The following is a 22,813-nucleotide window of genomic DNA, read 5'->3' as shown; positions in this document are numbered from 1 at the left end:
TTTGGTTAAGAAATGTTAACAAAATCATCTTTCCGAAATAATGTTTGTGGTAAAATAAAGAAAATTTTATTTTTAGGAGGAAATATGGGTAAGCATTTTTCTTTTGTCCATTGTGCAGATCTTCACTTAGGAGAACCTTTTGAGGGGTTACGGAGCGGTGTAGTCGGGCCATGGACGGAGGCTATTGGTAAAGCTACATTTAAAGCCTTTGAACGTGTAGTTGATATAGCACTGGAAAAGAGAGCCAATGCTATTCTCATATCCGGAGATATATATAATAGTAATCATCATAGTTTGGCTGCACAGATGGCTTTTGGACGAGAATTATATCGTGCGGCACAAGCCGGTATTCAAGTTTTTATTGTGCATGGGAATCATGATGCGGAAGATGCTTGGAAGGCGGATATTCCGTTACCGGAATCCGTACATGTTTTTGCAAGCGATAAAGTTTCCTCTGTACCACTTCTTATAAATGGAGAGAAAGTAGCAACTATATATGGAATAAGTTATAAAACTATGCATAATAAGGAGAATGTTGCTAAAGAGTTTCACAAGCAGGCGGATGATGTTTTTGCTATTGGTATGTTACATACTGAAGTTGGAAATGCAGAAAGTCCATATGCTCCTTGTACAATAGATGATCTTGTATCTTCCGGTATAGATTATTGGGCATTAGGACATGTGCACACTAAACAAATTGTGAAAGAAAAACCTTATATAGTATATCCCGGGAATACACAAGGACTTAGTAGTCGTGAGCAAGGAGCAAGAGGATGCTATTTTGTTGATGTAGGTGCTTTCGGCACTGTGAATATGGAGTTTATTGATACAGATGCTATTCGATGGATGGATATGACAATAGATATTTCATCGATTAAGAATCAAGAAGAACTTATTGGATTGGTTTTAAAAGAGCGGGCAAGTTTTAAAGAATTAACGGAAAGGCCTGATATTGTAAGACTTATACTGATAGGAAGAGGCCCTCTTCATAAAATTATTTCCTCGGAAGAAGGACGAGAATATATTTTACAGGCTATCAATGCAAAAGAACAGTTTAGATATATTTTTGCTTATTTCAGTCAAATTATTGATCGGACTAAACCTGTATTAGATTTAGAAGAAAGAAGAAAATTGCCGGATATATTAGCGGATTATTTGCATTCCTATGATGCAGTAGCGAAATTACCGGATATAGAGAAGATAAAAGTATTAAAAGAAGTTCTTGCAGAAACAGCAGAATTTAAGAAAATGCCTGAACTTATGAATTATATTTCTGAAGAAATGATAAAAGAATCTTTTTCCGGTGCAGAGAATGAAGGTGCGGAAAGAATTTCTTTGGAGGACATTGATGAAAATTACTGACCTGCAATTGGAAGATTATGGAATTTATAAAAAAGTGTCTATAAAACCACCGCAAAATCAATTGGTAGTGGTTATGGGACAGAATGAAAGTGGAAAAACAACCTTACTGCATTTTATACGTGATATGTTATTCGGTTTTAGCAGAGGTAATTGGAAAGGCCGTAAGGGGAATATGGCTTTTATTCGTTCAAATGGAGATACATATCGTCTTTTTAGACATGAAAAAGATACTTGTTTTATTGATGCTGCCAATGAAAAATATACAGAGGAATTGCCGGAGTTGTGGTGGCATGGTTTAACACGTTCTATGTATGAACATATATTTGCTGTGGGACTTGAAGACTTACAAGGGACTCGTTTATTGACGGACGAAAGTGTAAAAAGTCGTTTTTTCATGATGCAAGGTGGCGATCATTTAAATGATGCTAAAGAAGTAGTGCAAAAACAAATGGGAGACTTGTTAATTGCTTCTTTACAAGGAAAAAGAAAAATTAATATGCTTCTTTTGAAAAAGAGAGAATTGGATCAGGAAATTTCTCTTTTATCTACACAAGAAACGAAATTTGCAGTCTTGCAAAAAAGACAATCGGAAGTGACGGAACAGTTAAAGACACTTAAGAATGACTTAAAAAATAAGAGGGATACTTATCGTGCACTTGGAAAGCGTTTAGGGGCATGGGAGTACTATAAGAAAGCAAAAGAAATTAAGCGTGGACTTGATTTGAGCAAAGAAGTCAAAGTGTTTCCTTCTAATGGAAAAGAACAATGGAATAAGCTTATGGGACGAATGAAAGTCATTCATGAGCAAAAAGAAGCATTGCAGGGGAAAATTGACTCTTATACACCAAAGCAAAAAGAGCAGATTATTCCATGGGTTGGCTTAGAACAGGAGTTGGAACAGCTTTATGTTGATTTAGGACAATGGAAACAAACTCTTTTGGATGGAGAAGATTTATCACACCAAAGAGATGCTTGGTGTAAAGAGCATAGTCACTTAGGATATACTCTTTCTTTATGGGGAGAGCCTCTTAATCCATCAGAAGAGTGGAAATCCATTAATTGGGAAGATGGTAGATTGTTAGCTAAAGGGGTAAGCATTAGACAAAATGAGCTTCACTTTTGGGAGCAAAGAGAACCTCATATAGAAGAGTTACCGGATATACAAACAGATAAAGGTATTATTACTGATGAAAAAGAGTGGAATGCTTTTGAAAATAATGCAATTCGTTTAGAAGAACTTATTCGTGAAGAGAGCAACTTATCAAAAAATTTAATTATTCTAAGAAAAGAAGCAGAAAAGAAATATACGATTTGGTTTTGGATGGGGTTCGTATTATTGATGGTAGCTACGGCTGGTATAGGAGCGTTTTTTGCGGCATTTTCCGGAACGATAGCACTTTACATTGCAGCAGGATGTTTAGGTGTAGGTATATTTTTCTTATTTATAAATGCTATGATATCCAGACTGAAAAATAATAAGTTACATAAAGCACTTAATGCACAATCTGCTCTTGCGGGAGAAAGGGAAAATATAGTAGACGAATTACCGGTAGAGGCACCGGAATCTGAAGAAGATTTACAGACGTTCCATAATGTATTACAAGAAATGAGAAGTACTTTTTATCAAACACAAGCTTCTTTACAAGCTTTATCATGGAAAAAAGAAACTATTAGGCAACAAGAAGAAACTCATAATCAATGGAAAGCAGAAGGTGAGCTTTTAAAGAAAGCGAAAACAGAAGCAATTAACCGGTGGGAAGAGTGGCTAACACATAATAAACTTCCTGTTGTACCTGCAGAGAAATTAAGCCAGTTGCAAGAAGAATGGCAAAAAATCTATGCATCCAAAGGTAAAGGGAAAATTATTGATGCGCTGATAGAGAAGAACAAGAAACAACTACAAGTATTTGAAGAGCGTGCTATTTGTATTATTAATGTAACAGGAGTTAATCTTTCTGTACATCCGGAGACTATTGCGGGAATTTATGAGGAAAATAGAAATCGTAGTTTGCAATGGCAGAGTATTTCAGAGAAAAACAAACAACATGAAGTATTTTTATCTGAAATGAAAAAAATAGAGAAAGATTGGAACACTTGTCAGAAAGAAATGCAAACACTTATGGATTTTGTACATGCAACCACTGCGGAAGAGTTTGCAGAAAGAGTTACGGCTCATGAACATCATGATCAGTTATTAAAAGATTGGGCAAATATTAAACAGGATCTCCGTTTTTATGCAGGAAGTGATGAAGAATATCATAAGCTTTGGACATCTTTGCAAACCGGACAATATGATACTTGGATGACATCTTACGAGCAGCTGAAAGTGCAAATTGAAGAAGGTGACATACAATTAGCTGCTTTGCAAAAAGAGGCGGGAGCTTTAGAAAATGAGATTTTTAGATTAGCTAAAGATGAGTCGATTACTAAAAAATTACAAGAACGGCAAGAAATTATAAGTGATTTACAAATGTTGTTGTGTGATTGGATGAAATATAAATATACAGATTATTTAATTGCACAAGCACAGAAAAAATATGAAATAGGAAAACGTCCTGCCGTATTAAAACAGGCAAATGAATTTTTGCAAGCTATGACTGCCAATAAATACTCTTTAGTAGTCAATGAAGAAGGGGATGACGTTGTTTTAGTTGATAAAACACATAATAGAAAGAATGATAGAATTTGGTCGTCCGGAACGGGAGATCAAGTTTACCTTTCTATACGTTTGGCAATGGCATTGGCATTTGGGAAACAGGTTGAAACATTACCTATCGTATTGGATGATATTTTTGTTCGATTTGATGAAGATAGACAACGTCAAACTTTACGTTTTTTGATGGAATTAGGGAAAGAACAACAAATTTTCTTATTTACCTGTCATAAACGTACGATGGAGATTGCACAGGAAGTAGGAAAAGAATTACAAACAGGGGCATTCATTAGATTACAGTCAGGACAAGTAGTTACTGATTTTAATACAAGTAGCAATAATCTATAATTTACTTTTTGTATCATAGATATAGAAAAATGTTTATAACAATCGAAAACAGGTATCTTTATATGAGATACCTGTTTTTATATTAAATTAAATGTTTAAAATAAGGAATTTTCTTTAATAGATAGGTAATAGCCAGTCCTAGAGCAAAAGCGAGACAGATCCAAATGATTGCGTCAATAAAAGGAAGCTGAGGTATGTAACGAAGTAATATCGAGGTGAAGAAGGGGCGTGTAATATTGCGAGTGATTTCCTCAAAAAGCATTACTCCGAACGAAAGGTTTCCTATTAGAATCAGTCGATGTTGTGTGTTCTCGGAAACAGTATGTGTAGAAAACCACCAACGTGCCAGACAATAAACAAATGATGTATTTAAAAATAAGAAAGAATCATAAAAACGTTGTGATATGTCTTCTGTTAAACCTCCTGCTACTACTCCATGGTACCAAGTCATAGTAGCTGCCAACAGAGTGCCGGCAGCAGCAGCTATTCCTAATTTGCATAAATTTTTCTTTGTTAATACTTTTTGCGGTAATAAATGTTCTATCCAATACCCTATTAAAAAGTAAAAAGTGGGTTCACTTACTGCTAATAATGGATTGATAAAGTAATTGATTTCAGCGGAACCTTTGAAGAGTAAGAAAGAAAAAATAGGAATACATCCGACAAAGAATAAATTAAGTGCTATTAAGTATACATAGAGAGTATTTGTCATATTTTTTATTAACGCCCTCCATATGGGGAGCATTAATAAAAAACCGAGATAAATATATAAAAAATAATAAGCAGTAGCTAGATGAGATGTATATAGTAATTTTATGAAATGTATAAAATTTAAATTTCGATAGGCACAAAGGTAACTAATAAACGAAAAAATAAAAAGGACTTGTATAAAGCGCCAAACTCTCTTTTTTAAAACTACAGAAATCGGTTCTTCTTTTTGTAATAAGAGTGCCCCTGAAATCATAAAAAATATAGGCACGGATATTTTTACAATAAAAGGAACCAGTAAATATAAAGGAAACCATATAGAGTGCTGCATGGGAATGTAGATAGAAAAGCCTGAGGTGGCAGTATGTGTAAACATAACAAGCCATATACAAATTATTCGTAAAAATTCAATATGTAATAATTTTTTCTTTTTTTGATTTACCGGTGTTGTTTGTGGTGAATAAGCTGACAAAAGAATCCTTCTTTCTTAAATGATAGAGTTTTATATAATATGTTTATCTATCAAGTAGTATACCTGATAAGAATTATAATAAAAAGTAAAAAGCTACATATAAAATATCTTGCGTTTAAATGTTGCTTTTGCTAAAATAAAAAAGCATGAGTATACATGACTGCGGACTTTGTATCTGTGCCATATAGGTGAATATGAAGGAGGATGCAGTCAGAAGTTAAAACAGGAGGAGTTTTTATTATGTCAGTTGTATCCATGAAGCAATTATTAGAAGCAGGCGTTCATTTTGGTCATCAAACCCGTCGTTGGAATCCAAAGATGGCTAGATTTATTTTTGCTGAACGTAACGGTATCTATATTATTGATTTACAGAAAACCGTGCAGAAGGTGGAAGAAGCTTACGAATTTGTTCGTGAAGTAGCAGCTAAGGGTGAACCTATTTTATTTGTAGGAACTAAGAAACAGGCTCAGAATGCTATTCGTGAAGAGGCAGAACGCTGTAATATGTTCTATGTAAATGAACGTTGGTTGGGTGGTATGCTTACAAATTTCCGTACTATTCAGACAAGAATTGCACGTCTTAAAGAGTTAGAAAAGATGTTTGAAGATGGAACTGTTGAACAGTATACAAAGAAAGAAGCAATGCTTATGCAACGTGAATTGCAGAAGCTTGAAAAGAACCTTGGCGGTATCAAGGATATGAAGAAGTTACCGGGTTGTATTTTCATTATTGACTCCAAGAAGGAAGAAATTGCTGTTAAGGAAGCACATAAGTTGAATATTCCGGTAATTTCCACCGTTGATACTAACTGTGATCCGGATGTTGTTGATTTCCCGATTCCGGCAAATGATGATGCTATCCGTGCTGTAAAACTCTTGACCGGTAAGATTGCAGATGCAGTTCTTGAAGGTCGTCAGGGTCAGCAGGAAGAAGTTGCTGAAGTAGCTACTGAAGAAGTAGAAGCAGAACAGGAATAATATATAAATCCCTTTTAGTGATGATGGAGGTTATAGAATGATTACTGCAGCTATGGTAAAGGAACTGCGTGTACGTACAGGCGTTGGTATGATGGATTGCAAAAAAGCATTAGCAGAAGCTAACGGTGATATGGACAAAGCAGTAGATATTCTTCGTGAAAAAGGTTTATCCAAAGCCGCAAAGAAAGCTGGGCGTATTGCAGCAGAAGGTATTGTTAGTTCTTATATTCATGGGAATGGGCGTATCGGCGTTCTCGTAGAAGTTAACTGCGAAACCGATTTCGTGGCACAAACAGAAGGTTTCCATGCTTTAGTAAAGGATATTGCAATGCAAATTGCTGCATCTAATCCGCTTTATGTAAGCCGTGAAGAAGTTCCAGCTGACGTTATTACACATGAAAAAGAAGTATATCGTCAGAAGGCTTTAAATGAAGGTAAACCGGAAAAGATTATCGATCGCATGGTTGAAGGTCGTGTAGAAAAATATTTTGCAGAAGTATGCTTACTCGAACAGCCTTTCATTAAGGATGGCGATAAGGTTATTAGTGAAGTTATTCTTGAAGCAATTGCAAAGATGGGCGAAAAGATTTCTATTCGTCGTTTTGTTCGCTATCAGCTTGGTGAAGGTATTGAAAAGAAACAAGAAAATTTTGCTGATGAAGTTATGAACCAGATTAATAATTAATTTTGATTTCAATAAGAGAACACATGTCACGTGTTCTCTTATTTTATAAGCGGGGGGATTACTTTGGCTGATAAAAAACATTATAAGAGAGTAATGCTTAAGCTTAGCGGCGAAGCATTGGCAAATGACAAAGGATTCGGCATTGATCCTGAAGTTGTTAATCGTCTTTGCCAAGAAATCAAGCGAGTAACATCTACTGGTGTTGAGGTGGCAGTAGTTGTGGGTGGCGGTAACATTTGGAGAGGTTTAAAAGGTAGTGCCGGTGGTATGGATAGGGCATCTGCTGATTATATGGGAATGTTAGCTACCGTTATTAATTCTGTAGCACTTCAAGATGGATTGGAAAAACATGGGGTGGATACTCGTGTACAAACGGCTATTGAAATGAGGCAGGTAGCAGAACCTTATATTCGTAGACGTGCGATTCGTCACTTAGAAAAGGGGCGTGTTGTGATTTTTGCAGCAGGTACGGGAAATCCGTATTTTACTACAGATACAACAGCAGCACTTCGTTCTGCAGAAATAGAAGCAGATGTTATGTTGATGGCAAAAAAACATACTAACGGGGTTTATGATGCAGATCCGAAATTGAATCCGAATGCAACTATGTTTACTCGTCTAACATATAATGACGTATTACAAAAAGAATTGGCTGTTATGGATAATACAGCAATTACTTTATGTATGAATAACAATATTCCTATTGTAGTGTTCAATATTGATGTTCCGGGGAATATTGAAAAAGCTTGTTTTGGAGAAACTTTAGGCACTTTAATTGAGAGGAGATAATTATTATGTATGAAAATGAATTAAAAGCATTAACGGAAAAAATGGATAAGTCTATTCGTTCTTTACATACAGAATTTGCATCTGTTCGTACCGGACAAGCTAACGCAAGTTTGCTTGATCGTGTATTTGTAGATTATTATGGTTCCAGCACTCCGATTACACAGGTGGCATCTGTAACTGTACCTCAAGCACGTTTAATTGTTATTCAGCCATGGGACAAGTCTTTATTGCAGGCGATTGAAAAAGCGATTTTACAGTCTGATTTAGGACTTACTCCAATGAATGACGGTAATTTAATTCGTTTAGCTATTCCACAGTTAACAGAAGAACGTAGAAAAGAATTGGTAAAAGTTGTTAATAAAAAATCTGAAGAAGCTAAGGTTGCCATTCGTAATATTCGTCGTGATGGTAATGATTTTATGAAGAAAGAAGCTAAGAAGAGTGATGTTTCTGAAGATATTATTACACAGGCAGAAGAAAATATTCAGAAATTAACAGATAAGAAAATTAAAGAAGTAGAAGAAGTAACTGATAAAAAGATTAAGGAAATAATGTCTGTATAATGAAAAATAAGATGGAACTTGGGCTTCCATGGAATGAAGAAATGCGGATACAGTTTTCTGAAAAGTTTCCTAAGGGGACTATTTCAGAAAGCTGTGGCCGTCATTTTGCATTGGAAGGAAATTTTAAATATGTAGTACGCATGGGCGAGAATGCAGTAATTATGCCAAGAATGGCATATGGAAAAGAAGCTATAAAGAAAATTATAGAAATGTATGGTGAGGAGAGCAACCTTGTTGGAGAAAAAGAAGTGTCCGAAGCATGTAGCAATCATTCTTGATGGAAATGGTCGTTGGGCTAAAAAACGAGGTCATGTGCGAACGTATGGGCATAAGTTCGGAGCTGCCAATGTAAGGAATATCGTAATGGCAGCAGGAGAAATGGGTATTGAAGTTATTACTTTATATGCTTTTTCTACAGAAAATTGGAAGCGACCAAATACAGAAGTACAATTTTTAATGAAGCTGTTTAATAACTACTTAATGAATGAATTGAGAGCGTTAGTTAATGATAATGTACAGCTTCATATTGTAGGAGATATTTCTGCTTTATCAGAAAGCTTGCAACAAAATATTAAGGATTGTGAAGAAGAAACTAGAGAAAATACAGGTGTAATTCTGAATATAGCTATTAATTATGGCGGTAGACAAGAAATATTACAAGCGGTTCAATCTATAGCTTCAGAAGTGGAAAACGGTGTATTGTCCGCTAAGCAAATTGATTTAGATACAATTCGTAGTCATTTGTATCCTTCTTCATCAGATGATGTAGATTTAATGATTAGAACCGGTGGAGAATCTCGTATTTCTAATTTCTTGTTATGGCAAATTTCTTATGGAGAATTATACTTTACACCTACTTTGTGGCCGGATTTTACTGTTGAAGATTTTAAAGCCGCTATTATATGGTTTAGCAATCGTGAACGTAGATATGGTGGATTAGTGGAGGAAATAAATCAATGAGAATGCGAGTAATAACTGCGGTGATAGGCATTGTTGCTATACTGCTTTTAGTATGGGCAGGTAACTGGCTATTTACAGCTGCTTGTTTAACTATGGGATTACTTGCGTATCGTGAATATTATCAAATGATAAAAAATGCAGGAATAACTTTATACGATACATACTCATATTTAGCTGTTTTTTGTATAATTATTTCTGCTAATTTTCACTCTGTTCCTCTTTTTTATGCGATTACATCCGGATGTTTTATTGCTTTATTTTTAGTTACTTTACGTGCCGGATATGAAGATATGCAATCTTTGTTTTACACTGTGATTGGAAGCTTATATATTGGAATTGGTGTAGGATCTTTAGTTTTGTTACGTGGAGTAAGTGGTTTGATTCCACAAAATTTAGTAAGTATTCACAGTGGTATCTTTTTGATCTTATTTGCATTTATCAGTACTTGGGCAAGTGACTCTTTTGCCTATTTAGTAGGAAGTCGATGGGGAAGAACCTCTTTAGCTCCACAAATTTCTCCAAATAAAACAGTAGAAGGATTAATAGGCGGTGTTATAGGAACTATTTTGTTAGGAGTTGTTTTTTCATGGGGAGTGGGATATTCTTTGATACACAGTGTTATTTTGAGTAGCTTGCTTTCGATTATGGCTCCTATTGGAGATTTATTTGAATCTTATATGAAACGCGTTTGTGGAGTGAAAGATTCCGGTCATTTATTACCGGGGCATGGTGGAGTATTAGATCGTTTTGACAGTTTGTTTTTTGTAGCACCTACTATGGTTACTTTTCTCATTATAGTTAGTCATATATAAAAGGAGCTATTATGAAAGAAATAGCTGTTTTAGGAAGTACGGGTTCCATTGGTATACAAACTTTAGAAGTTATACGACTTCATAAAGATTTATTTCATATACATGTATTAGCTGCACGAAGTAATATTGAACTGTTACTGGAACAAGCTAAAGAGTTTAAACCTCAATATATTGTTATTACAGATAAAGCAAAAGCCGATGCTTTTAGATATATTTATGATGGAGATTCACAAATACTTGACGGGGAAGATTCTCTTTGTGAAGTGGTAAAAGTATCTGAAATTGATTTAGTGGTAGTATCGGTTATCGGGATAGCAGGTTTACTTCCTACTTTAACAGCTATAAAGTCCGGAAAAGAATTGGCTTTAGCTAATAAAGAAACATTAGTGGTAGGTGGAGAACTGGTCACAGCCGCTGCTAAAAAGCATGGAGTCATGATTCGGCCTATAGATAGTGAACATAGTGCTATTTTCCAGTGTTTATTAGGACAAGATAAAAAAGCTGTACATAAATTGATATTAACGGCATCAGGAGGACCTTTTTTCGGGAAGAAAGAAGAAGATTTACAATATGTGACTTTACAAGATGCGATGAAACATCCCACATGGAATATGGGACAAAAAGTAACCATTGATTCTGCAACTATGTTTAATAAAGGGTTAGAAGTGATAGAAGCTCATTGGTTATTTAATATCCACTATGATCAGATTGATGTGTTGGTGCAACCTCAAAGTTTAATACACTCTATGGTTGAATTTAAAGATGGTTCGATAATTGCACAAATTGGAAATCCCGATATGCGATTGCCGATTCAGTTTGCACTTACTTATCCTCATCGATTGGTAAGCCCGTCAAAAGAATTTATTGATTGGTCAATATTTGATGCTATAAAAATTGCAAAACCTGATTTAAAAGTATTTCGTTCTTTACAATTTGCTTACGAATCAGGCAAATCCGGTGGAGATGTTACTGTTGCATTTAATGCAGCTAATGAAGAAGCCGTTAACGCTTTTATTCATGGAAGAATTTCATTTTTATCTATTTTTGATGTCACGGAAGAAGTTTTATCCGGTTGGCAACGAAATCGTGTTACCAATGTTGAGGATATTATGGTTGCAGATACTAAGGCACGTTTTTTGGCAACCGATATAATAAAGAAAGTAGAATTATGATATATACATTTATTGCACCCATTATTGTATTTGCTGTTATAGTGATTGTACATGAATGGGGTCATTTTATAACTGCAAAGTTGACAGGCATGAAGGTAGAAGAATTTGCTGTAGGTTTTGGTCCTGTACTTTGGTCAATCAAAAAAGGAGAAACTTTGTATTCTTTTCGAATCTTTCCTTTGGGCGGGTTTAATAAAATTATGGGAATGGATCGAGAATATACAGAAGACCCAAGAGCTTTTTCGAACCGACAGGTGTGGCAACGCTTATTAGTTATTAGTGCGGGGGCTATTTGTAATATTGCATTAGCTTTTATTATTTTTTCAGGAATTATTTGGTCTACAGGGGTTGAAACATTTCCTGATAAGCCTATTATTGGTGCCATAGCAACGGATTCGCCTGCTTTAAAATCAGGATTACAAGTGGGTGATGTTATTACTTCTATAGATAACCATAAGATTGCTAAATGGTCAGATATATTAGGAATATTGCAGGGAAAAGAAAATACAGTTTTGGAAATATTCATTGTAAGAGATGGCATAGAAAAAGCAATAACAATTATTCCGGAAATACGAGATGAACGAGCAGTTTTAGGGATTTCTCCACAATTGGAGAAACAATCTGTTACATTAAGTCAAGCGATACAATTGGGTTTTGAGAAATGTATTAAGGATTTTATTGCTATAGGGGAAGGCTTATCTTCTATGATCTTAGGAAATAATACCGCTCAAGTGGCAGGGCCTATCGGTGTTGCAAGATTAGCGGGAACTATAGCTAATCATGGTATGATACCTTTATTAATGTTTGTTGCGATATTAAGTTTAAACCTTGGCTTTTTAAATTTATTACCCATTCCGTTATTGGATGGCGGTTTGCTTTTATTGACTATATTAGAAGGTATTTGTAGAAAACCGTTACCTAATAAAGTGTTATTCTATATTCAATGTACCGGGATATTTATTTTAGGTGGTCTTTTTCTTTATGCAACTATAAATGACATAACTGCACTATTTAAATAGTACAGAAAAGGTGACGATATGAAGAAAACAAGGCAAGTGACAGTTGGCAGTGTTAAAATTGGTGGAGGTGCGCCTATTGCGGTGCAATCAATGAGTACCTTCAGTCCGGTTGATACTGCTTATGCAGCGGCACAAATTAATGCATTAGCTAAAGAAGGTGCTGATATTGTCAGAATGGCTGTACCCGATAGAAAAGCGGCAGAAGCTTTAAAAGAATTAAGACAACGAGTTTCTATTCCCTTAGTGGCAGATATCCATTTTGATTATCGATTGGCTTTAACCGCTATAGATGCGGGTATTGATGCACTTCGTATTAACCCGGGTAATATCGGCAAAAGAGAAAATGTAGTTAAAGTCGTTACGCAAGCAAAAGAACGTCATATTCCTATTCGAATTGGTGTTAATGCAGGTTCTTTACCCGAAGAACTCTTGGATAAATATGGGGGACATCCTACCGCAGAAGGAATGGTTGAAGGAGCTTTAAGGCATGTTAAGATTCTTGAAGAGGAGCATTTTCATGATATTGTTATTTCCGTTAAAGCAACAGATGTTCCTATGATGGTTAAAGCGAATCGCTTGTTGTCGGAGCAACTAAATTATCCACTTCATTTGGGTGTTACTGAAGCAGGTACTTTGTATCGAGGTACTATTAAATCTGCTATTGGTATCGGGGCTTTGCTTTTAGATGGTATAGGCGATACGATAAGAATATCATTAACGGACGATCCTTTAAAAGAAGTCATTGCTGCTAAAGAAATTTTAAGTATGGTCGGAATGAGACAGTATGGACCTACACTTATTTCTTGTCCTACTTGTGGTAGAACACAGGTTAATCTTATTGAAATGGCTAAAGCTGTAGAGGAAAAAATAAAAAAATTTAAAAAGCCGGTCAAAGTTGCTGTTATGGGGTGCGCAGTTAATGGACCGGGAGAAGCTAGAGAAGCGGATTTCGGTATTGCCGGCGGTAAAGGCTTTGGACATGTTTTCCGTAAAGGAAAAGTTATTTGCAGTGTGCCTGAAGAGCAATTGATAGATAGACTTATGGAAGAAATCGAAAAGTATGAAATGGAGGAAGAAAATTAAATGTTGTCATCCAGATTATATAGTCCCACATTGAGAGAAATTCCTGCTGATGCAGTGGTAGTGAGTCATCAGTATATGCTTAAAGCAGGTATGATGAGAAAAGTGGCAAGCGGCTTTTATGCTTTTTTACCACTGGCTTTTCGTTCTATTCAGAAGGTTGAAAATATTATTCGTCAAGAAATGGCAAAGGTTGGCAGTCAAGAAATGTTGATGCCTATTGTACAACCGGCAGAACTTTGGAGAGATACCGGGAGATGGGATGTTTTTGGACCGGAAATGTTTAAGCTGCAAGATCGACATGGACATGAATATTGTTTAGGACCTACACATGAAGAATTGATTACGGCTATTACACATATGGATACTTCATCGTATAAGCAATTACCGGTTTCTCTTTTTCAAATACAAAATAAGTATAGAGATGAAAAGAGACCTCGATTCGGTTTAATGAGAAGTCGCGAGTTTATTATGAAAGATGCGTATACCTTTGATGAGGATGAAGCAGGACTTGATAAACAGTATCAATTGATGTATGACGCATATACTAAAATTTTTACTCGCTGTGGGCTGACTTTTAAGGCTGTTATTGCTGATACAGGTGCTATTGGTGGTAGCGGTTCTCATGAATTTGAAGTACTGGCAGATGCAGGGGAAGCTGATATTGTATATGGTACAGAATGTGATTTTGCAGCTAATATAGAAGCGGTTATTCCCAATACCCTTTACTCTGATATAACTAATGATCGAGAAAAGGAATTGGTAGCTACACCGGGGAAGCATACAATTGAAATGGTATGTGATTATTTAAATATTTCTATTAAACAATCTATTAAAGCAGTAGTCTATAAATTGGACGAGGTTGTTGTATTGGCATTGGTTCGTGGTGATCACGAAGTGAATGAAGTGCGTTTACAAAATATTTACAACGCTGTAAATGTTTCTATGGCATCCGATGAAGATTTAATTGCATGCGGACTTACTGCAGGATATATAAGTCCTATCAATCTTACCGGAAGTGAAAAATTTGATATCATTGTAGATAAGACCGTTATGGAAATGAAAGATGCTTGTTGTGGTGGAAATGTAGTTGATAAGCATTATGTGCATGTTAATCCTAAACGTGATTTTGGAGATGTGCGAGTAGATACTATCCGTCTTATTACCAAAGAAGATGTATGTCCCGTTGGTGGTGGTCCTATTGAGATGCGTAAAGGGATTGAAGTGGGACAAGTGTTTAAGCTTGGGACCAAGTACAGCGAACAGCTAGGATGTACTTTCTTAGATAAAAATGGTAAATCGCAACCGATGGTTATGGGGTGCTATGGTATAGGTGTAACACGCACAGTAGCAGCATCCATTGAACAAAATCATGATGAACATGGTATTATTTGGCCAATTAATATTGCACCTTATGAAGTAGTTATTATTCCTGCTAATACTAAAGATGAAGAAATAATGAATGCAGCACAAGAACTCTATGAGGCATTAAATGATGAAAATGATGAAGTTGTTCTTGATGATAGGAAAGATAGAGCAGGAGTTAAGTTTAAAGATGCAGATTTAATCGGATATCCGGTTCGTATAACCATAGGGAAGAAGTGGAAAGAATCCGGAACCGTAGAAATTAAAGTTCGACGTAGTGGTGAAGTGATTGAAATTCCATTTGTTGGATGTGAAGCAAAGGTTGTTACGATTTTAAATGAATTACGCGAGAAGAATTTATAGAAGAGGACCATCATGGAAACAAAACGTGATTTATCCGGGTTGAGAAATGAAGTTAGAGAACTTGATAAAGAATTGGTTAAGCTTTTTGAAAAGAGGATGCATTTATGCCGTTTAATAGGTGAATCTAAACTAAAAGCGGAAGTTCCTATTTATGATGCACGTAGAGAAGAAGAAAATATTGAGCAAGTAGTTTCAGTCATTCAGAAAACCATTGATAAGTCACATTTTATAAAATGGTATCGTCTGCTTATGGATATCAGTAAGCGTGTACAGCAGTCTATACAAAAAAGAAATGGAATATAAAAATGGAAGAACTTTGTGGGGTAATAGATAAAATTGTATATACGAGTCCGGATAGAGTTTTTTCTGTTTTTAAACTTTCAGAAAAAGAAAGCGGACGTCATATAACAGTTACCGGCTCTTTAGGTGTACCTACACAGGGAGAATCTGTTATTTTACGAGGATGCTGGGTTCAGCATCCTCGTTTTGGCATGCAGTTTAAAGCGCTATTTATAGAAGTTGCAAAACCGGAAACTTCTGCAGAAATACAAAGATATCTGTCGTCAGGTATTATTGATGGAATTGGAGAATCTCTTGCTGAAAAAATAGTAAATTGCTTTGGAAAAGAAACCTTGTCTGTTATGGATAATGATATAGAGTCTTTGTTACATGTTTCAGGAATTGGAGAAAAAACATTATGTAAAATAAAGGAATCGTATCGGCAAATAAAAAATATTAATAATATAGCATTATTATTACAAAGGGTAGATATATCCACACACATAGCGGTTGAAATACAAAAAGTATATGGGGATAATGCAGAGCAGATTATCAAAGAAAATCCTTATCGCATGATACAGGATATTCGAGGAGTCGGTTTTAAAGAAGCTGATAAAATTGCTTTATATCAAGGGGTGAAACAAGATTCTGAACAAAGAATAGTACAAGGTATTATGTATACACTTTCACATTTTGTTACTATGGGACATTGTTGCGGACCTCTGTCGATTGTTTGTAACCAAACAGCTACTTTATTAAGGATTGATGAAGAAACGGTGTGTTCTGTTTGTTATGAAAGTATAGAACTAGGAGAAATTCCTTGCTGCAGATTTGAAGATACTTTATTTTTATATTTACCATCTTTATATGAAGCAGAAGTAGAGGCTTCTGATAGAATTAAAGCTTTGTTGCAAAGTAGAGAATTTTGCTCGGTGGAGCTTTCTATTTCAAAATTTGAAGAAAAGAATCATATATTATTGGCAGATGAACAAAAAAATGCTATTGAATCAGCTATGAATGCAGGTGTTGTTGTAATTACAGGAGGTCCGGGTACGGGAAAGACCACTCTTATTAAAGCTTTAATTATGGCAGCTGAACAGCATAATAAGACTGTACACCTTATGGCACCTACCGGAAGAGCTGCCAAGCGGTTAGCTTTAATGAGTGCATGTAATGCAGATACTATTCATAAAGCGTTAGAGTCGGAAGCAAGAGAAAAGAATCCATACTTTGGAAAGAATGAATGGGAACCTTTGACAGAAGATATTATTATCGTAGATGAAGCATCTATGATAGATTTACCTTTGTTTTATCATTTGGTATGTGCACTAAAAGAAAATGCTACATTAGTATTGGTTGGTGATATTCATCAGTTACCACCGGTAGGAGCAGGTGCGCCTCTTAAAGATTTAATTGCATCAGGGATTGTTCCCGTAGTAACACTTCATCATATTTTTAGGCAAGAAGAAGGTAGTAGTATTATCGTTAATGCAGATAGAGTTCGTGAAGGGAAAGAACCTATTTCTGATAATGAAACATTTATCTTAAAAGAAGTTTCATCAGAAGAAGAAGCTTTTAATGCACTTATGAAATTTTGTGATGAGTATCAATATATTGAAAAAAATAAATTGCAGATGCAAATCCTATCGCCTATGTATAAAGGTATTTGTGGGGTTGATCATATTAATCGTCGCATACAGGCTCTTATGCATAGTGAAAAAGAGATAAATGAGTTTGGATTTTGCGTTGGCGATAAAGTAATGCAGCGTCGTAATAATTATGAAAAAGGGGTTTATAATGGGGATATTGGTATAGTATGGGCGGTAAATGATAATAAAATATTTATTTCTTTTGACGATAAAGAAGTCGTTTACGAAGGTGAAGAAAAGAAAGATTTACAATTGGCGTATGCAGTAACTGTACATAAGAGTCAAGGTAGTGAATATGAAATTGTGATTATGATACTACTTCCTTCGCAAGCCAGGATGCTTCAAAGAAATTTATTATATACAGGGATTACCCGTGCTAAAGCTAAAACTATACTTATCAGTACAAAGAATACCCTTTATCAAGCAATAAAAAATTATAAATCCGTAGGACGATGCAGTTTGTTTTTACCTTTATTAAAAGGAGAGGTACAATGCTAAGTTTTTTAAAACTACTTATGGAACTTGTTTATCCGTCAAGGTGTCTTGGCTGTGGTAAATTATCTTCGAGTGAAATGTCAACTTGGTGTGAGCATTGTGTTCGTTCTTTTTGGTATCCTAGAATGCTTATTTCGTCCAAAACAACAGATTTAGATGGATGTTATACACTTACTAACTATACCGGATACATGAGAAAGTATCTTATACAGTTGAAATTCGGACATAGAGAAAGAGATTTCCGTTCTTTTTGGGGGTTACTTAAAAAATTTCCTTGGTGGAATAGTTTAGAATCTTTTTCTATTGCCATACCTATTCCTTTGTCAAAAAAGAGAAAAGAAGAACGAGGTTATAATCAAACGGATATATTATTTCAGAAATGGATGGAGCTACAAGGACGAATTTATTATCCGGACGGATTGGTTAAATTGAGAAATACATACCCACAATCCATGCTTTCCAGAATAGGACGTATAAAAAATCTAAAACATTCTTTTCATGTTAATAAATATATTAATATAAAAGGGAAAGAGATATTGCTTTTAGATGATATTTATACAACGGGAGCTACCTTGAAAATGGCGGCAAAGGAACTAAAACGTGTGGGGGCAAAGCGAGTAATAGGAATGGTTATTGCAAGTAATGCTAAGTAAGGTATTGTCATGAATAATATGGTTTAATCAAAATAAAAAAGCATTATTTTTCATAATGCTTTTTTATTTTGAAATATGAGAATAACGTTTTAACCATGTAGTCATATAGCTACATTCTGATTGTATGATAAAATGATTTTGTTTTGCCCAATGGTAAATTTTAGATGTGAGTTCATATGCAATTTTTTGACCTCTAAGTTCCTCCTGTACAAAAGTATGTTTTACGATACAAACTTGTCCTTTTAGTTCATATGTAAGACAGCAATCCATATGGTTTTGTACATAAAATTTATTAAAACGAACATTATGTAGAATATTCATAAAAGTTTTCCTTTTGTACTAAGAAATAACATATAGTTTTGATATAATAATATATATTGCTATTCATTTTAGCAATTTTCGGATTTTAAGCAAGGAAATATTTTATTTATTAAAACTAAAAATTTTCATTTAGGGAGAAAAAATGAAAAAATTATATACCATAGGTTTTTTAAATCATAGTGGGTTTTATGTGGAATTAGAAGACTGTATTTTGATTTTTGATTACTATCAAGATCCTGAACAACGTGTAGATTCACTGCTTGCAGAAACAACTAAGAAAGTTTATTTTTTTGTTTCGCATATGCATTTTGATCATTTTAATCCGGAAATTTCTAGGTTTTCGGATAAAGTAGAACAATACTTTATACATAAAGATTGTATACTCCCGGAAGAGAATCTAGGAAAAGTTTGTTTTATGAGTGTAGGAGAAAAAGTTGTAACGTCTACATTGGAAGTGAATATGTTCGGTTCGACGGATATAGGTGGCTCTTTTTGGATTGAACATAAAGATATCACCTTATTTCATGCAGGTGATTTAAATTGGTGGCATTGGTCGGGGGCCGGCGATAGAGATAATTTATCTGCTCGCACTTTATATTTTAGAGAACTTAAAAAGTTTATAGGAAAACAAGTTGATTTATTATTTTTTCCTGTAGATGCAAGACAAGAAGTCGCACGAGAATGGGGCGTACGTCAATTTATGGAAGTTGTGAAAGTTAAGAAATTATTGATTCCCATGCATGCATCCGGGGAAAAATGGCATCCTTCCTATTCTTTTATATGGAGATTTCCGGATGTACCGATTTGGGTACCGTCTTGTGATGGAGAAGTGTATAGAGGAGATATGTAATGAGTACAACATGGTTATTGATTTTATTGACAATGATAGGTGGTAATTTTATTTTAAATATAATTCCAGGATATTTTTTTATAGAAGGGGTCATTGGAATTAATTTGTTTATTCTAGCGATTTCATATTTTTTGTTTAGAAGAGATCCTTTTATTGATGTCAGAGCTAATTCTTTATTTATGTTAGGGTTAACAGTTATTAATATTTTGACGGAATTAGGAATTATGTCTTCTACTATATCATGGATTGCTTTTGCAGCATTGTTTATCTGGTCCTTTTTAGGGGGAGGAAGAAGTAATTAAAGGTTTAAATAAAGAGATATATCGGTATTATCTTGACAATAAAATGACAAAATTCTAAAATTAACCTAGTGCCCTATTCAAGGTGGGATGGGCACGCTTATTTATTTATATGAAATTTTTATAGAAAAATCGAGAAAAGAAAGAGAGGTGACGTCTTTGGAATTAGGAAAAATAATGCTTTTTATGTGTATTACTTTTCTCGTAGCCGGTCTTATCGGTTGCGGTATAGGATATATACTAAGAAAACGCTTAGCAGAGGCTAAAATAGAATCGGCAGAAGAAAAAGCAAGACAGATTGCTATCGATGCGCAGCGATTATTGGATAATACATCTCGGGAAGCTCAGAATCTAAAGAAAGAGGCGATGATGCAAACTCGCGAAGAAATTCATAAACTTCGTGAAGATGTGGAAAAACAAAATCGTGAACGACGTGATGAATTACAGAAGTATGAACAGCGGTTGATTCAGAAAGAGGAGCATTTAGAACGTAGAAGTATTCTAGTAGAAGAACGTGAAGATGACGTAAATAAAAAAACACATCTGTTACAAACACAGCAAGAAGAAGTAGAGAAAGTATATGCAGAACAAAGAGCGAAGCTAGAAGAAATTTCACAAATGACACAAAGTGAAGCGAGAACATTAATTCTTGATAAAGTAGATGCAGATTTAACTCACGAAAAAGCAGTAAGAATTAGAGAAGCTGAAAACGATATTAAGATGAACTCCGATCAAGTGGCAAGAAAGATTCTTGCTGCAGCTATTCAACGAAATGCAGCAGATACAGTTTCTGAGACAACGGTTTCTGTAGTTTCCTTACCTAATGAGGAAATGAAAGGGCGTATTATAGGTCGCGAAGGTCGTAATATTAGAGCAATAGAAACTTTAACAGGTGTGGATTTAATTATTGATGATACGCCGGAAGCGGTTATCCTATCTTGTTTTAATCCTGTACGACGTGAAATTGCTCGTGTAGCATTGGAAGCTTTAGTTAAAGATGGTCGAATTCATCCGGCACGTATCGAAGAAGTCGTGGAAAAAGCTAAGAAAGAAGTAGAAAAAGCTATCATGGAAGCAGGGGAAGCCGCTGTATTGGAATGCGGTATTCGCGGTATTCATCCTGAGTTAATAAAGACTTTAGGGAAGTTACGTTATCGTACCAGTTATGGACAAAATGTACTTCAACACTCCATTGATGTAGCTTATTTTGCCGGAGTATTGGCAGCGGAAGTTGGCGCTAATATTGATATAGCAAAACGTGCAGGTCTTCTTCATGATATAGGAAAAGCGGTTGATAGGGAACGTGAAGGTACACATGTAGAATTAGGTGTTGAAATAGCTAAGCGCTATCATGAACCTGCCGGAGTTGTTGATGCTATTGCATCTCATCACGGTGATGTAGAGGCTCAGTATGTAGAATCTGTTTTAGTGGCGGCAGCAGATGCTGTTTCTGCTGCAAGACCTGGGGCTCGCAGAGAAACTCTTGAAAACTATATTAAACGATTAACAAAATTGGAAGATATTGCTAAATCTTATTCAGGTGTTGAAAATTGTTATGCTATTCAAGCGGGTAGAGAACTTCGTGTTCTGGTAAAACCGGAAAAGGTTACAGAGGATGAAGCTGTTATACTTTCACATAATGTGGCGCAACAGATTGAAAATGAATTGCAATATCCGGGGCAAGTTAAGGTAGTGGTTATTCGAGAAACAAGAGCAACTGATTATGCAAAATAGAGGAGCGATATTCGCTTCTCTATTTTTATGTATAGTAAGATATAGAAATAATAGTTATTATTAATTATGGAGTATTATACGAATCAACATGAAATTTTCTATTATTGGAATTGGAAAAATAAAAGAGTCTTGGATGAAATTAGGTATTGCGGAATACACTAAGAGATTAGCAACTACCGGTAAAATTGAATTTATAGAATTGTCGGAAGAACGAATAGGGAGTCGACCGTCATCTGCGGAACTTATGCAAATATTAGATAAAGAAGCAATTAAATTGTTGAAATGTATACCTGATAGTGCTTGTGTTGTTTTATTGGATATGAAAGGTAAATCGTTAAGTTCAGAGGAATTTTCTAAATGGATGGCGCAACGTATGATTACCGGATATAGCCACTTTTGTTTCATTATTGGTGGTCCCTATGGTAATAGTGATTTATTACGAAAAAGGGCAGATTGCTGTTTTTGTTTAGGGAAGATTACATTAACACATCAAATGGCTCGGCTTATTACTGTAGAACAAATTTATAGAGCTATGAAAATTATGAAAAATGAGCCATATCATTTATAGAACTGAGTTCCTTCTTATATATTGTTCTTTATCTTTAAAATACGATATAATATATAGTATACGAAGTTTTGTTACAGAAAGTGCAGGTATGTTATGGAAAATAAAACGTATAGAGCAAAAGATTTTATGACCAAGTATGTGTTTTCTGTTCCGGCTGAGTGTACAATACATGAACTAATTCATTTATTTGTATCCCATCATATGGATGCTATTCCTGTTACAGGGGATGATAATTTATTGTTAGGGATTGTATCTGAAGGAGACTTATTATATAAAAAAGTAAGACCCTATGTACCACAATACTTGGATGTGCTAGGTGCCAGTGTATATTATTGCGGCTATGGTCATTATGAAAAATCATTTAGAAAATTATTGGCAACAACAGCTAGTGAAATTATGACCAAAGATGTTCGATGTGTAACACCTGAAACTGAAATGGAAACTATTACTACGTTAATGATTGATGAGCATTTAAAAACGGTACCGGTTGTTGACGATAAAAATCGTTTAGTTGGTGTAGTGACTCGTCATGATATTCTATCTGTTATTGCAGCCAATGAAGTTAACATTAATGAAGATAAAGAAAATAGTCATGATTAAAGGAGAGAAAAAGCGGGATGCATCTCGCTTTTTCTT

23 protein-coding genes are annotated in these 22,813 nt (G+C 35.0%); 21 read left to right on the top strand and 2 right to left on the bottom strand.

Annotated elements, in window-relative coordinates:
• The first annotated feature begins 84 nt into the window (after positions 1-84).
• Positions 85-1,362, top strand: a complete 1,278-nt coding sequence (locus tag BCB69_RS03595) for a metallophosphoesterase family protein (protein WP_022513805.1) — start codon at positions 85-87, stop codon at positions 1,360-1,362.
• Positions 1,349-4,363 (top strand): AAA family ATPase, encoded by a 3,015-nt coding sequence (locus BCB69_RS03590; RefSeq protein WP_069177024.1) that lies wholly within the window; start codon positions 1,349-1,351, stop codon positions 4,361-4,363. The genes BCB69_RS03595 and BCB69_RS03590 overlap by 14 nt, the downstream gene beginning before the upstream one ends.
• An 82-nt stretch (positions 4,364-4,445) precedes the next feature.
• On the opposite strand, the gene BCB69_RS03585 is transcribed toward BCB69_RS03590, so the two are convergent.
• Positions 4,446-5,543 carry an acyltransferase gene (locus BCB69_RS03585; protein ID WP_069177023.1) on the bottom strand — a complete coding sequence of 366 codons (1,098 nt, stop codon included), beginning with the start codon at positions 5,541-5,543 and terminating at the stop codon, positions 4,446-4,448.
• A 240-nt stretch (positions 5,544-5,783) separates the two neighbouring features.
• On the opposite strand from BCB69_RS03585, the gene rpsB reads away from it, so the two are divergent.
• From rpsB to BCB69_RS03515, 14 genes are all read left to right on the top strand, one after another.
• Positions 5,784-6,521 carry a 30S ribosomal protein S2 gene (rpsB, locus tag BCB69_RS03580; protein WP_069177402.1) on the top strand — a complete coding sequence of 246 codons (738 nt, stop codon included), beginning with the start codon at positions 5,784-5,786 and terminating at the stop codon, positions 6,519-6,521.
• Positions 6,522-6,558: 37 nt separating this feature from the next.
• Positions 6,559-7,206 (top strand): translation elongation factor Ts, encoded by a 648-nt coding sequence (gene tsf / locus BCB69_RS03575; protein ID WP_022513809.1) that lies wholly within the window; start codon positions 6,559-6,561, stop codon positions 7,204-7,206.
• A 93-nt stretch (positions 7,207-7,299) separates the two neighbouring features.
• Positions 7,300-7,995: a UMP kinase gene (pyrH, locus tag BCB69_RS03570; RefSeq protein WP_069177401.1), complete on the top strand. Its 696-nt coding sequence runs from the start codon at positions 7,300-7,302 to the stop codon at positions 7,993-7,995.
• A gap of 5 nt (positions 7,996-8,000) precedes the next feature.
• Positions 8,001-8,558, top strand: coding sequence for a ribosome recycling factor (frr, locus tag BCB69_RS03565; RefSeq protein ID WP_022513811.1), 558 nt, complete (start codon positions 8,001-8,003; stop codon positions 8,556-8,558).
• Positions 8,558-8,836: a hypothetical protein gene (locus tag BCB69_RS03560; protein WP_022513812.1), complete on the top strand. Its 279-nt coding sequence runs from the start codon at positions 8,558-8,560 to the stop codon at positions 8,834-8,836. The genes frr and BCB69_RS03560 overlap by 1 nt, the downstream gene beginning before the upstream one ends.
• Positions 8,793-9,518, top strand: a complete 726-nt coding sequence (locus tag BCB69_RS03555) for an isoprenyl transferase (RefSeq protein WP_236887168.1) — start codon at positions 8,793-8,795, stop codon at positions 9,516-9,518. Before BCB69_RS03560 ends, BCB69_RS03555 begins: the two co-directional genes overlap by 44 nt.
• Positions 9,515-10,330, top strand: coding sequence for a phosphatidate cytidylyltransferase (locus BCB69_RS03550; protein ID WP_069177021.1), 816 nt, complete (start codon positions 9,515-9,517; stop codon positions 10,328-10,330). The genes BCB69_RS03555 and BCB69_RS03550 overlap by 4 nt, the downstream gene beginning before the upstream one ends.
• 11 nt (positions 10,331-10,341) lie before the next feature.
• Entirely contained in the window at positions 10,342-11,502 is a 1,161-nt protein-coding gene (locus BCB69_RS03545) for a 1-deoxy-D-xylulose-5-phosphate reductoisomerase (RefSeq protein WP_069177020.1), read from the top strand.
• Positions 11,499-12,521 carry an RIP metalloprotease RseP gene (rseP, locus tag BCB69_RS03540; protein WP_022513816.1) on the top strand — a complete coding sequence of 341 codons (1,023 nt, stop codon included), beginning with the start codon at positions 11,499-11,501 and terminating at the stop codon, positions 12,519-12,521. The genes BCB69_RS03545 and rseP overlap by 4 nt, the downstream gene beginning before the upstream one ends.
• Before the next feature lie 18 nt (positions 12,522-12,539).
• On the top strand, positions 12,540-13,604 hold the full coding sequence (gene ispG, locus BCB69_RS03535) for a flavodoxin-dependent (E)-4-hydroxy-3-methylbut-2-enyl-diphosphate synthase (protein WP_069177019.1): 1,065 nt from the start codon (positions 12,540-12,542) through the stop codon (positions 13,602-13,604).
• The gene (locus BCB69_RS03530; protein WP_022513818.1) at positions 13,605-15,329 is read left to right on the top strand and encodes a proline--tRNA ligase; all 1,725 of its coding nucleotides are present in this window, start codon (positions 13,605-13,607) and stop codon (positions 15,327-15,329) included. It begins immediately after the preceding gene.
• 12 nt (positions 15,330-15,341) lie between these two features.
• Positions 15,342-15,632: a chorismate mutase gene (locus BCB69_RS03525; RefSeq protein ID WP_022513819.1), complete on the top strand. Its 291-nt coding sequence runs from the start codon at positions 15,342-15,344 to the stop codon at positions 15,630-15,632.
• A gap of 2 nt (positions 15,633-15,634) precedes the next feature.
• The gene (gene recD2, locus BCB69_RS03520) at positions 15,635-17,755 is read left to right on the top strand and encodes an SF1B family DNA helicase RecD2 (RefSeq protein WP_069177018.1); all 2,121 of its coding nucleotides are present in this window, start codon (positions 15,635-15,637) and stop codon (positions 17,753-17,755) included.
• Positions 17,749-18,405 (top strand): ComF family protein, encoded by a 657-nt coding sequence (locus tag BCB69_RS03515; RefSeq protein ID WP_022513156.1) that lies wholly within the window; start codon positions 17,749-17,751, stop codon positions 18,403-18,405. Before recD2 ends, BCB69_RS03515 begins: the two co-directional genes overlap by 7 nt.
• 63 nt (positions 18,406-18,468) lie before the next feature.
• Here BCB69_RS03515 and BCB69_RS03510 read toward each other — a convergent pair whose 3' ends face one another.
• On the bottom strand, positions 18,469-18,726 hold the full coding sequence (locus BCB69_RS03510; protein ID WP_069177017.1) for a GNAT family N-acetyltransferase: 258 nt from the start codon (positions 18,724-18,726) through the stop codon (positions 18,469-18,471).
• 142 nt (positions 18,727-18,868) lie between these two features.
• Between BCB69_RS03510 and BCB69_RS03505 the strand changes: the two genes are divergently transcribed.
• From BCB69_RS03505 to BCB69_RS03485, 5 genes are all read left to right on the top strand, one after another.
• The gene (locus BCB69_RS03505; RefSeq protein ID WP_069177016.1) at positions 18,869-19,576 is read left to right on the top strand and encodes an MBL fold metallo-hydrolase; all 708 of its coding nucleotides are present in this window, start codon (positions 18,869-18,871) and stop codon (positions 19,574-19,576) included.
• Positions 19,576-19,878: a hypothetical protein gene (locus BCB69_RS03500; RefSeq protein ID WP_069177015.1), complete on the top strand. Its 303-nt coding sequence runs from the start codon at positions 19,576-19,578 to the stop codon at positions 19,876-19,878. Before BCB69_RS03505 ends, BCB69_RS03500 begins: the two co-directional genes overlap by 1 nt.
• A 174-nt stretch (positions 19,879-20,052) precedes the next feature.
• Positions 20,053-21,609, top strand: a complete 1,557-nt coding sequence (gene rny, locus BCB69_RS03495) for a ribonuclease Y (protein WP_069177400.1) — start codon at positions 20,053-20,055, stop codon at positions 21,607-21,609.
• Between the two features lie 88 nt (positions 21,610-21,697).
• Complete coding sequence (gene rlmH / locus BCB69_RS03490) at positions 21,698-22,177, top strand: 23S rRNA (pseudouridine(1915)-N(3))-methyltransferase RlmH (protein WP_069177014.1); 480 nt, start codon at positions 21,698-21,700, stop codon at positions 22,175-22,177.
• Between the two features lie 93 nt (positions 22,178-22,270).
• Complete coding sequence (locus tag BCB69_RS03485; RefSeq protein WP_069177013.1) at positions 22,271-22,777, top strand: CBS domain-containing protein; 507 nt, start codon at positions 22,271-22,273, stop codon at positions 22,775-22,777.
• Positions 22,778-22,813: the final 36 nt, after the last annotated feature.

Source organism: Dialister pneumosintes (assembly GCF_001717505.1).
In the GTDB taxonomy this organism is placed as follows: Bacteria; Bacillota; Negativicutes; order Veillonellales; family Dialisteraceae; genus Allisonella; species Allisonella pneumosinta.
The sequence above is the reverse complement of the archived record's forward strand: the minus strand, read 5'-3'. Positions and strand labels throughout refer to the sequence as shown.

Coding starts and splice junctions, on each gene's coding strand:
- ispG (WP_069177019.1), top strand. CDS start 12,540: ATGAAGAAAACAAGGCAAGTGACAGTTGGCAGTGTTAAAATTGGTGGA.
- pyrH (WP_069177401.1), top strand. CDS start 7,300: ATGCTTAAGCTTAGCGGCGAAGCATTGGCAAATGACAAAGGATTCGGC.
- BCB69_RS03525 (WP_022513819.1), top strand. CDS start 15,342: ATGGAAACAAAACGTGATTTATCCGGGTTGAGAAATGAAGTTAGAGAA.
- BCB69_RS03590 (WP_069177024.1), top strand. CDS start 1,349: ATGAAAATTACTGACCTGCAATTGGAAGATTATGGAATTTATAAAAAA.
- rpsB (WP_069177402.1), top strand. CDS start 5,784: ATGTCAGTTGTATCCATGAAGCAATTATTAGAAGCAGGCGTTCATTTT.
- rny (WP_069177400.1), top strand. CDS start 20,053: ATGCTTTTTATGTGTATTACTTTTCTCGTAGCCGGTCTTATCGGTTGC.
- frr (WP_022513811.1), top strand. CDS start 8,001: ATGTATGAAAATGAATTAAAAGCATTAACGGAAAAAATGGATAAGTCT.
- BCB69_RS03485 (WP_069177013.1), top strand. CDS start 22,271: ATGGAAAATAAAACGTATAGAGCAAAAGATTTTATGACCAAGTATGTG.
- BCB69_RS03595 (WP_022513805.1), top strand. CDS start 85: ATGGGTAAGCATTTTTCTTTTGTCCATTGTGCAGATCTTCACTTAGGA.
- BCB69_RS03500 (WP_069177015.1), top strand. CDS start 19,576: ATGAGTACAACATGGTTATTGATTTTATTGACAATGATAGGTGGTAAT.
- BCB69_RS03505 (WP_069177016.1), top strand. CDS start 18,869: ATGAAAAAATTATATACCATAGGTTTTTTAAATCATAGTGGGTTTTAT.
- BCB69_RS03510 (WP_069177017.1), bottom strand. CDS start 18,726: ATGAATATTCTACATAATGTTCGTTTTAATAAATTTTATGTACAAAAC.
- BCB69_RS03550 (WP_069177021.1), top strand. CDS start 9,515: ATGAGAATGCGAGTAATAACTGCGGTGATAGGCATTGTTGCTATACTG.
- tsf (WP_022513809.1), top strand. CDS start 6,559: ATGATTACTGCAGCTATGGTAAAGGAACTGCGTGTACGTACAGGCGTT.
- BCB69_RS03560 (WP_022513812.1), top strand. CDS start 8,558: ATGAAAAATAAGATGGAACTTGGGCTTCCATGGAATGAAGAAATGCGG.
- rseP (WP_022513816.1), top strand. CDS start 11,499: ATGATATATACATTTATTGCACCCATTATTGTATTTGCTGTTATAGTG.
- recD2 (WP_069177018.1), top strand. CDS start 15,635: ATGGAAGAACTTTGTGGGGTAATAGATAAAATTGTATATACGAGTCCG.
- BCB69_RS03515 (WP_022513156.1), top strand. CDS start 17,749: ATGCTAAGTTTTTTAAAACTACTTATGGAACTTGTTTATCCGTCAAGG.
- rlmH (WP_069177014.1), top strand. CDS start 21,698: ATGAAATTTTCTATTATTGGAATTGGAAAAATAAAAGAGTCTTGGATG.
- BCB69_RS03545 (WP_069177020.1), top strand. CDS start 10,342: ATGAAAGAAATAGCTGTTTTAGGAAGTACGGGTTCCATTGGTATACAA.
- BCB69_RS03530 (WP_022513818.1), top strand. CDS start 13,605: ATGTTGTCATCCAGATTATATAGTCCCACATTGAGAGAAATTCCTGCT.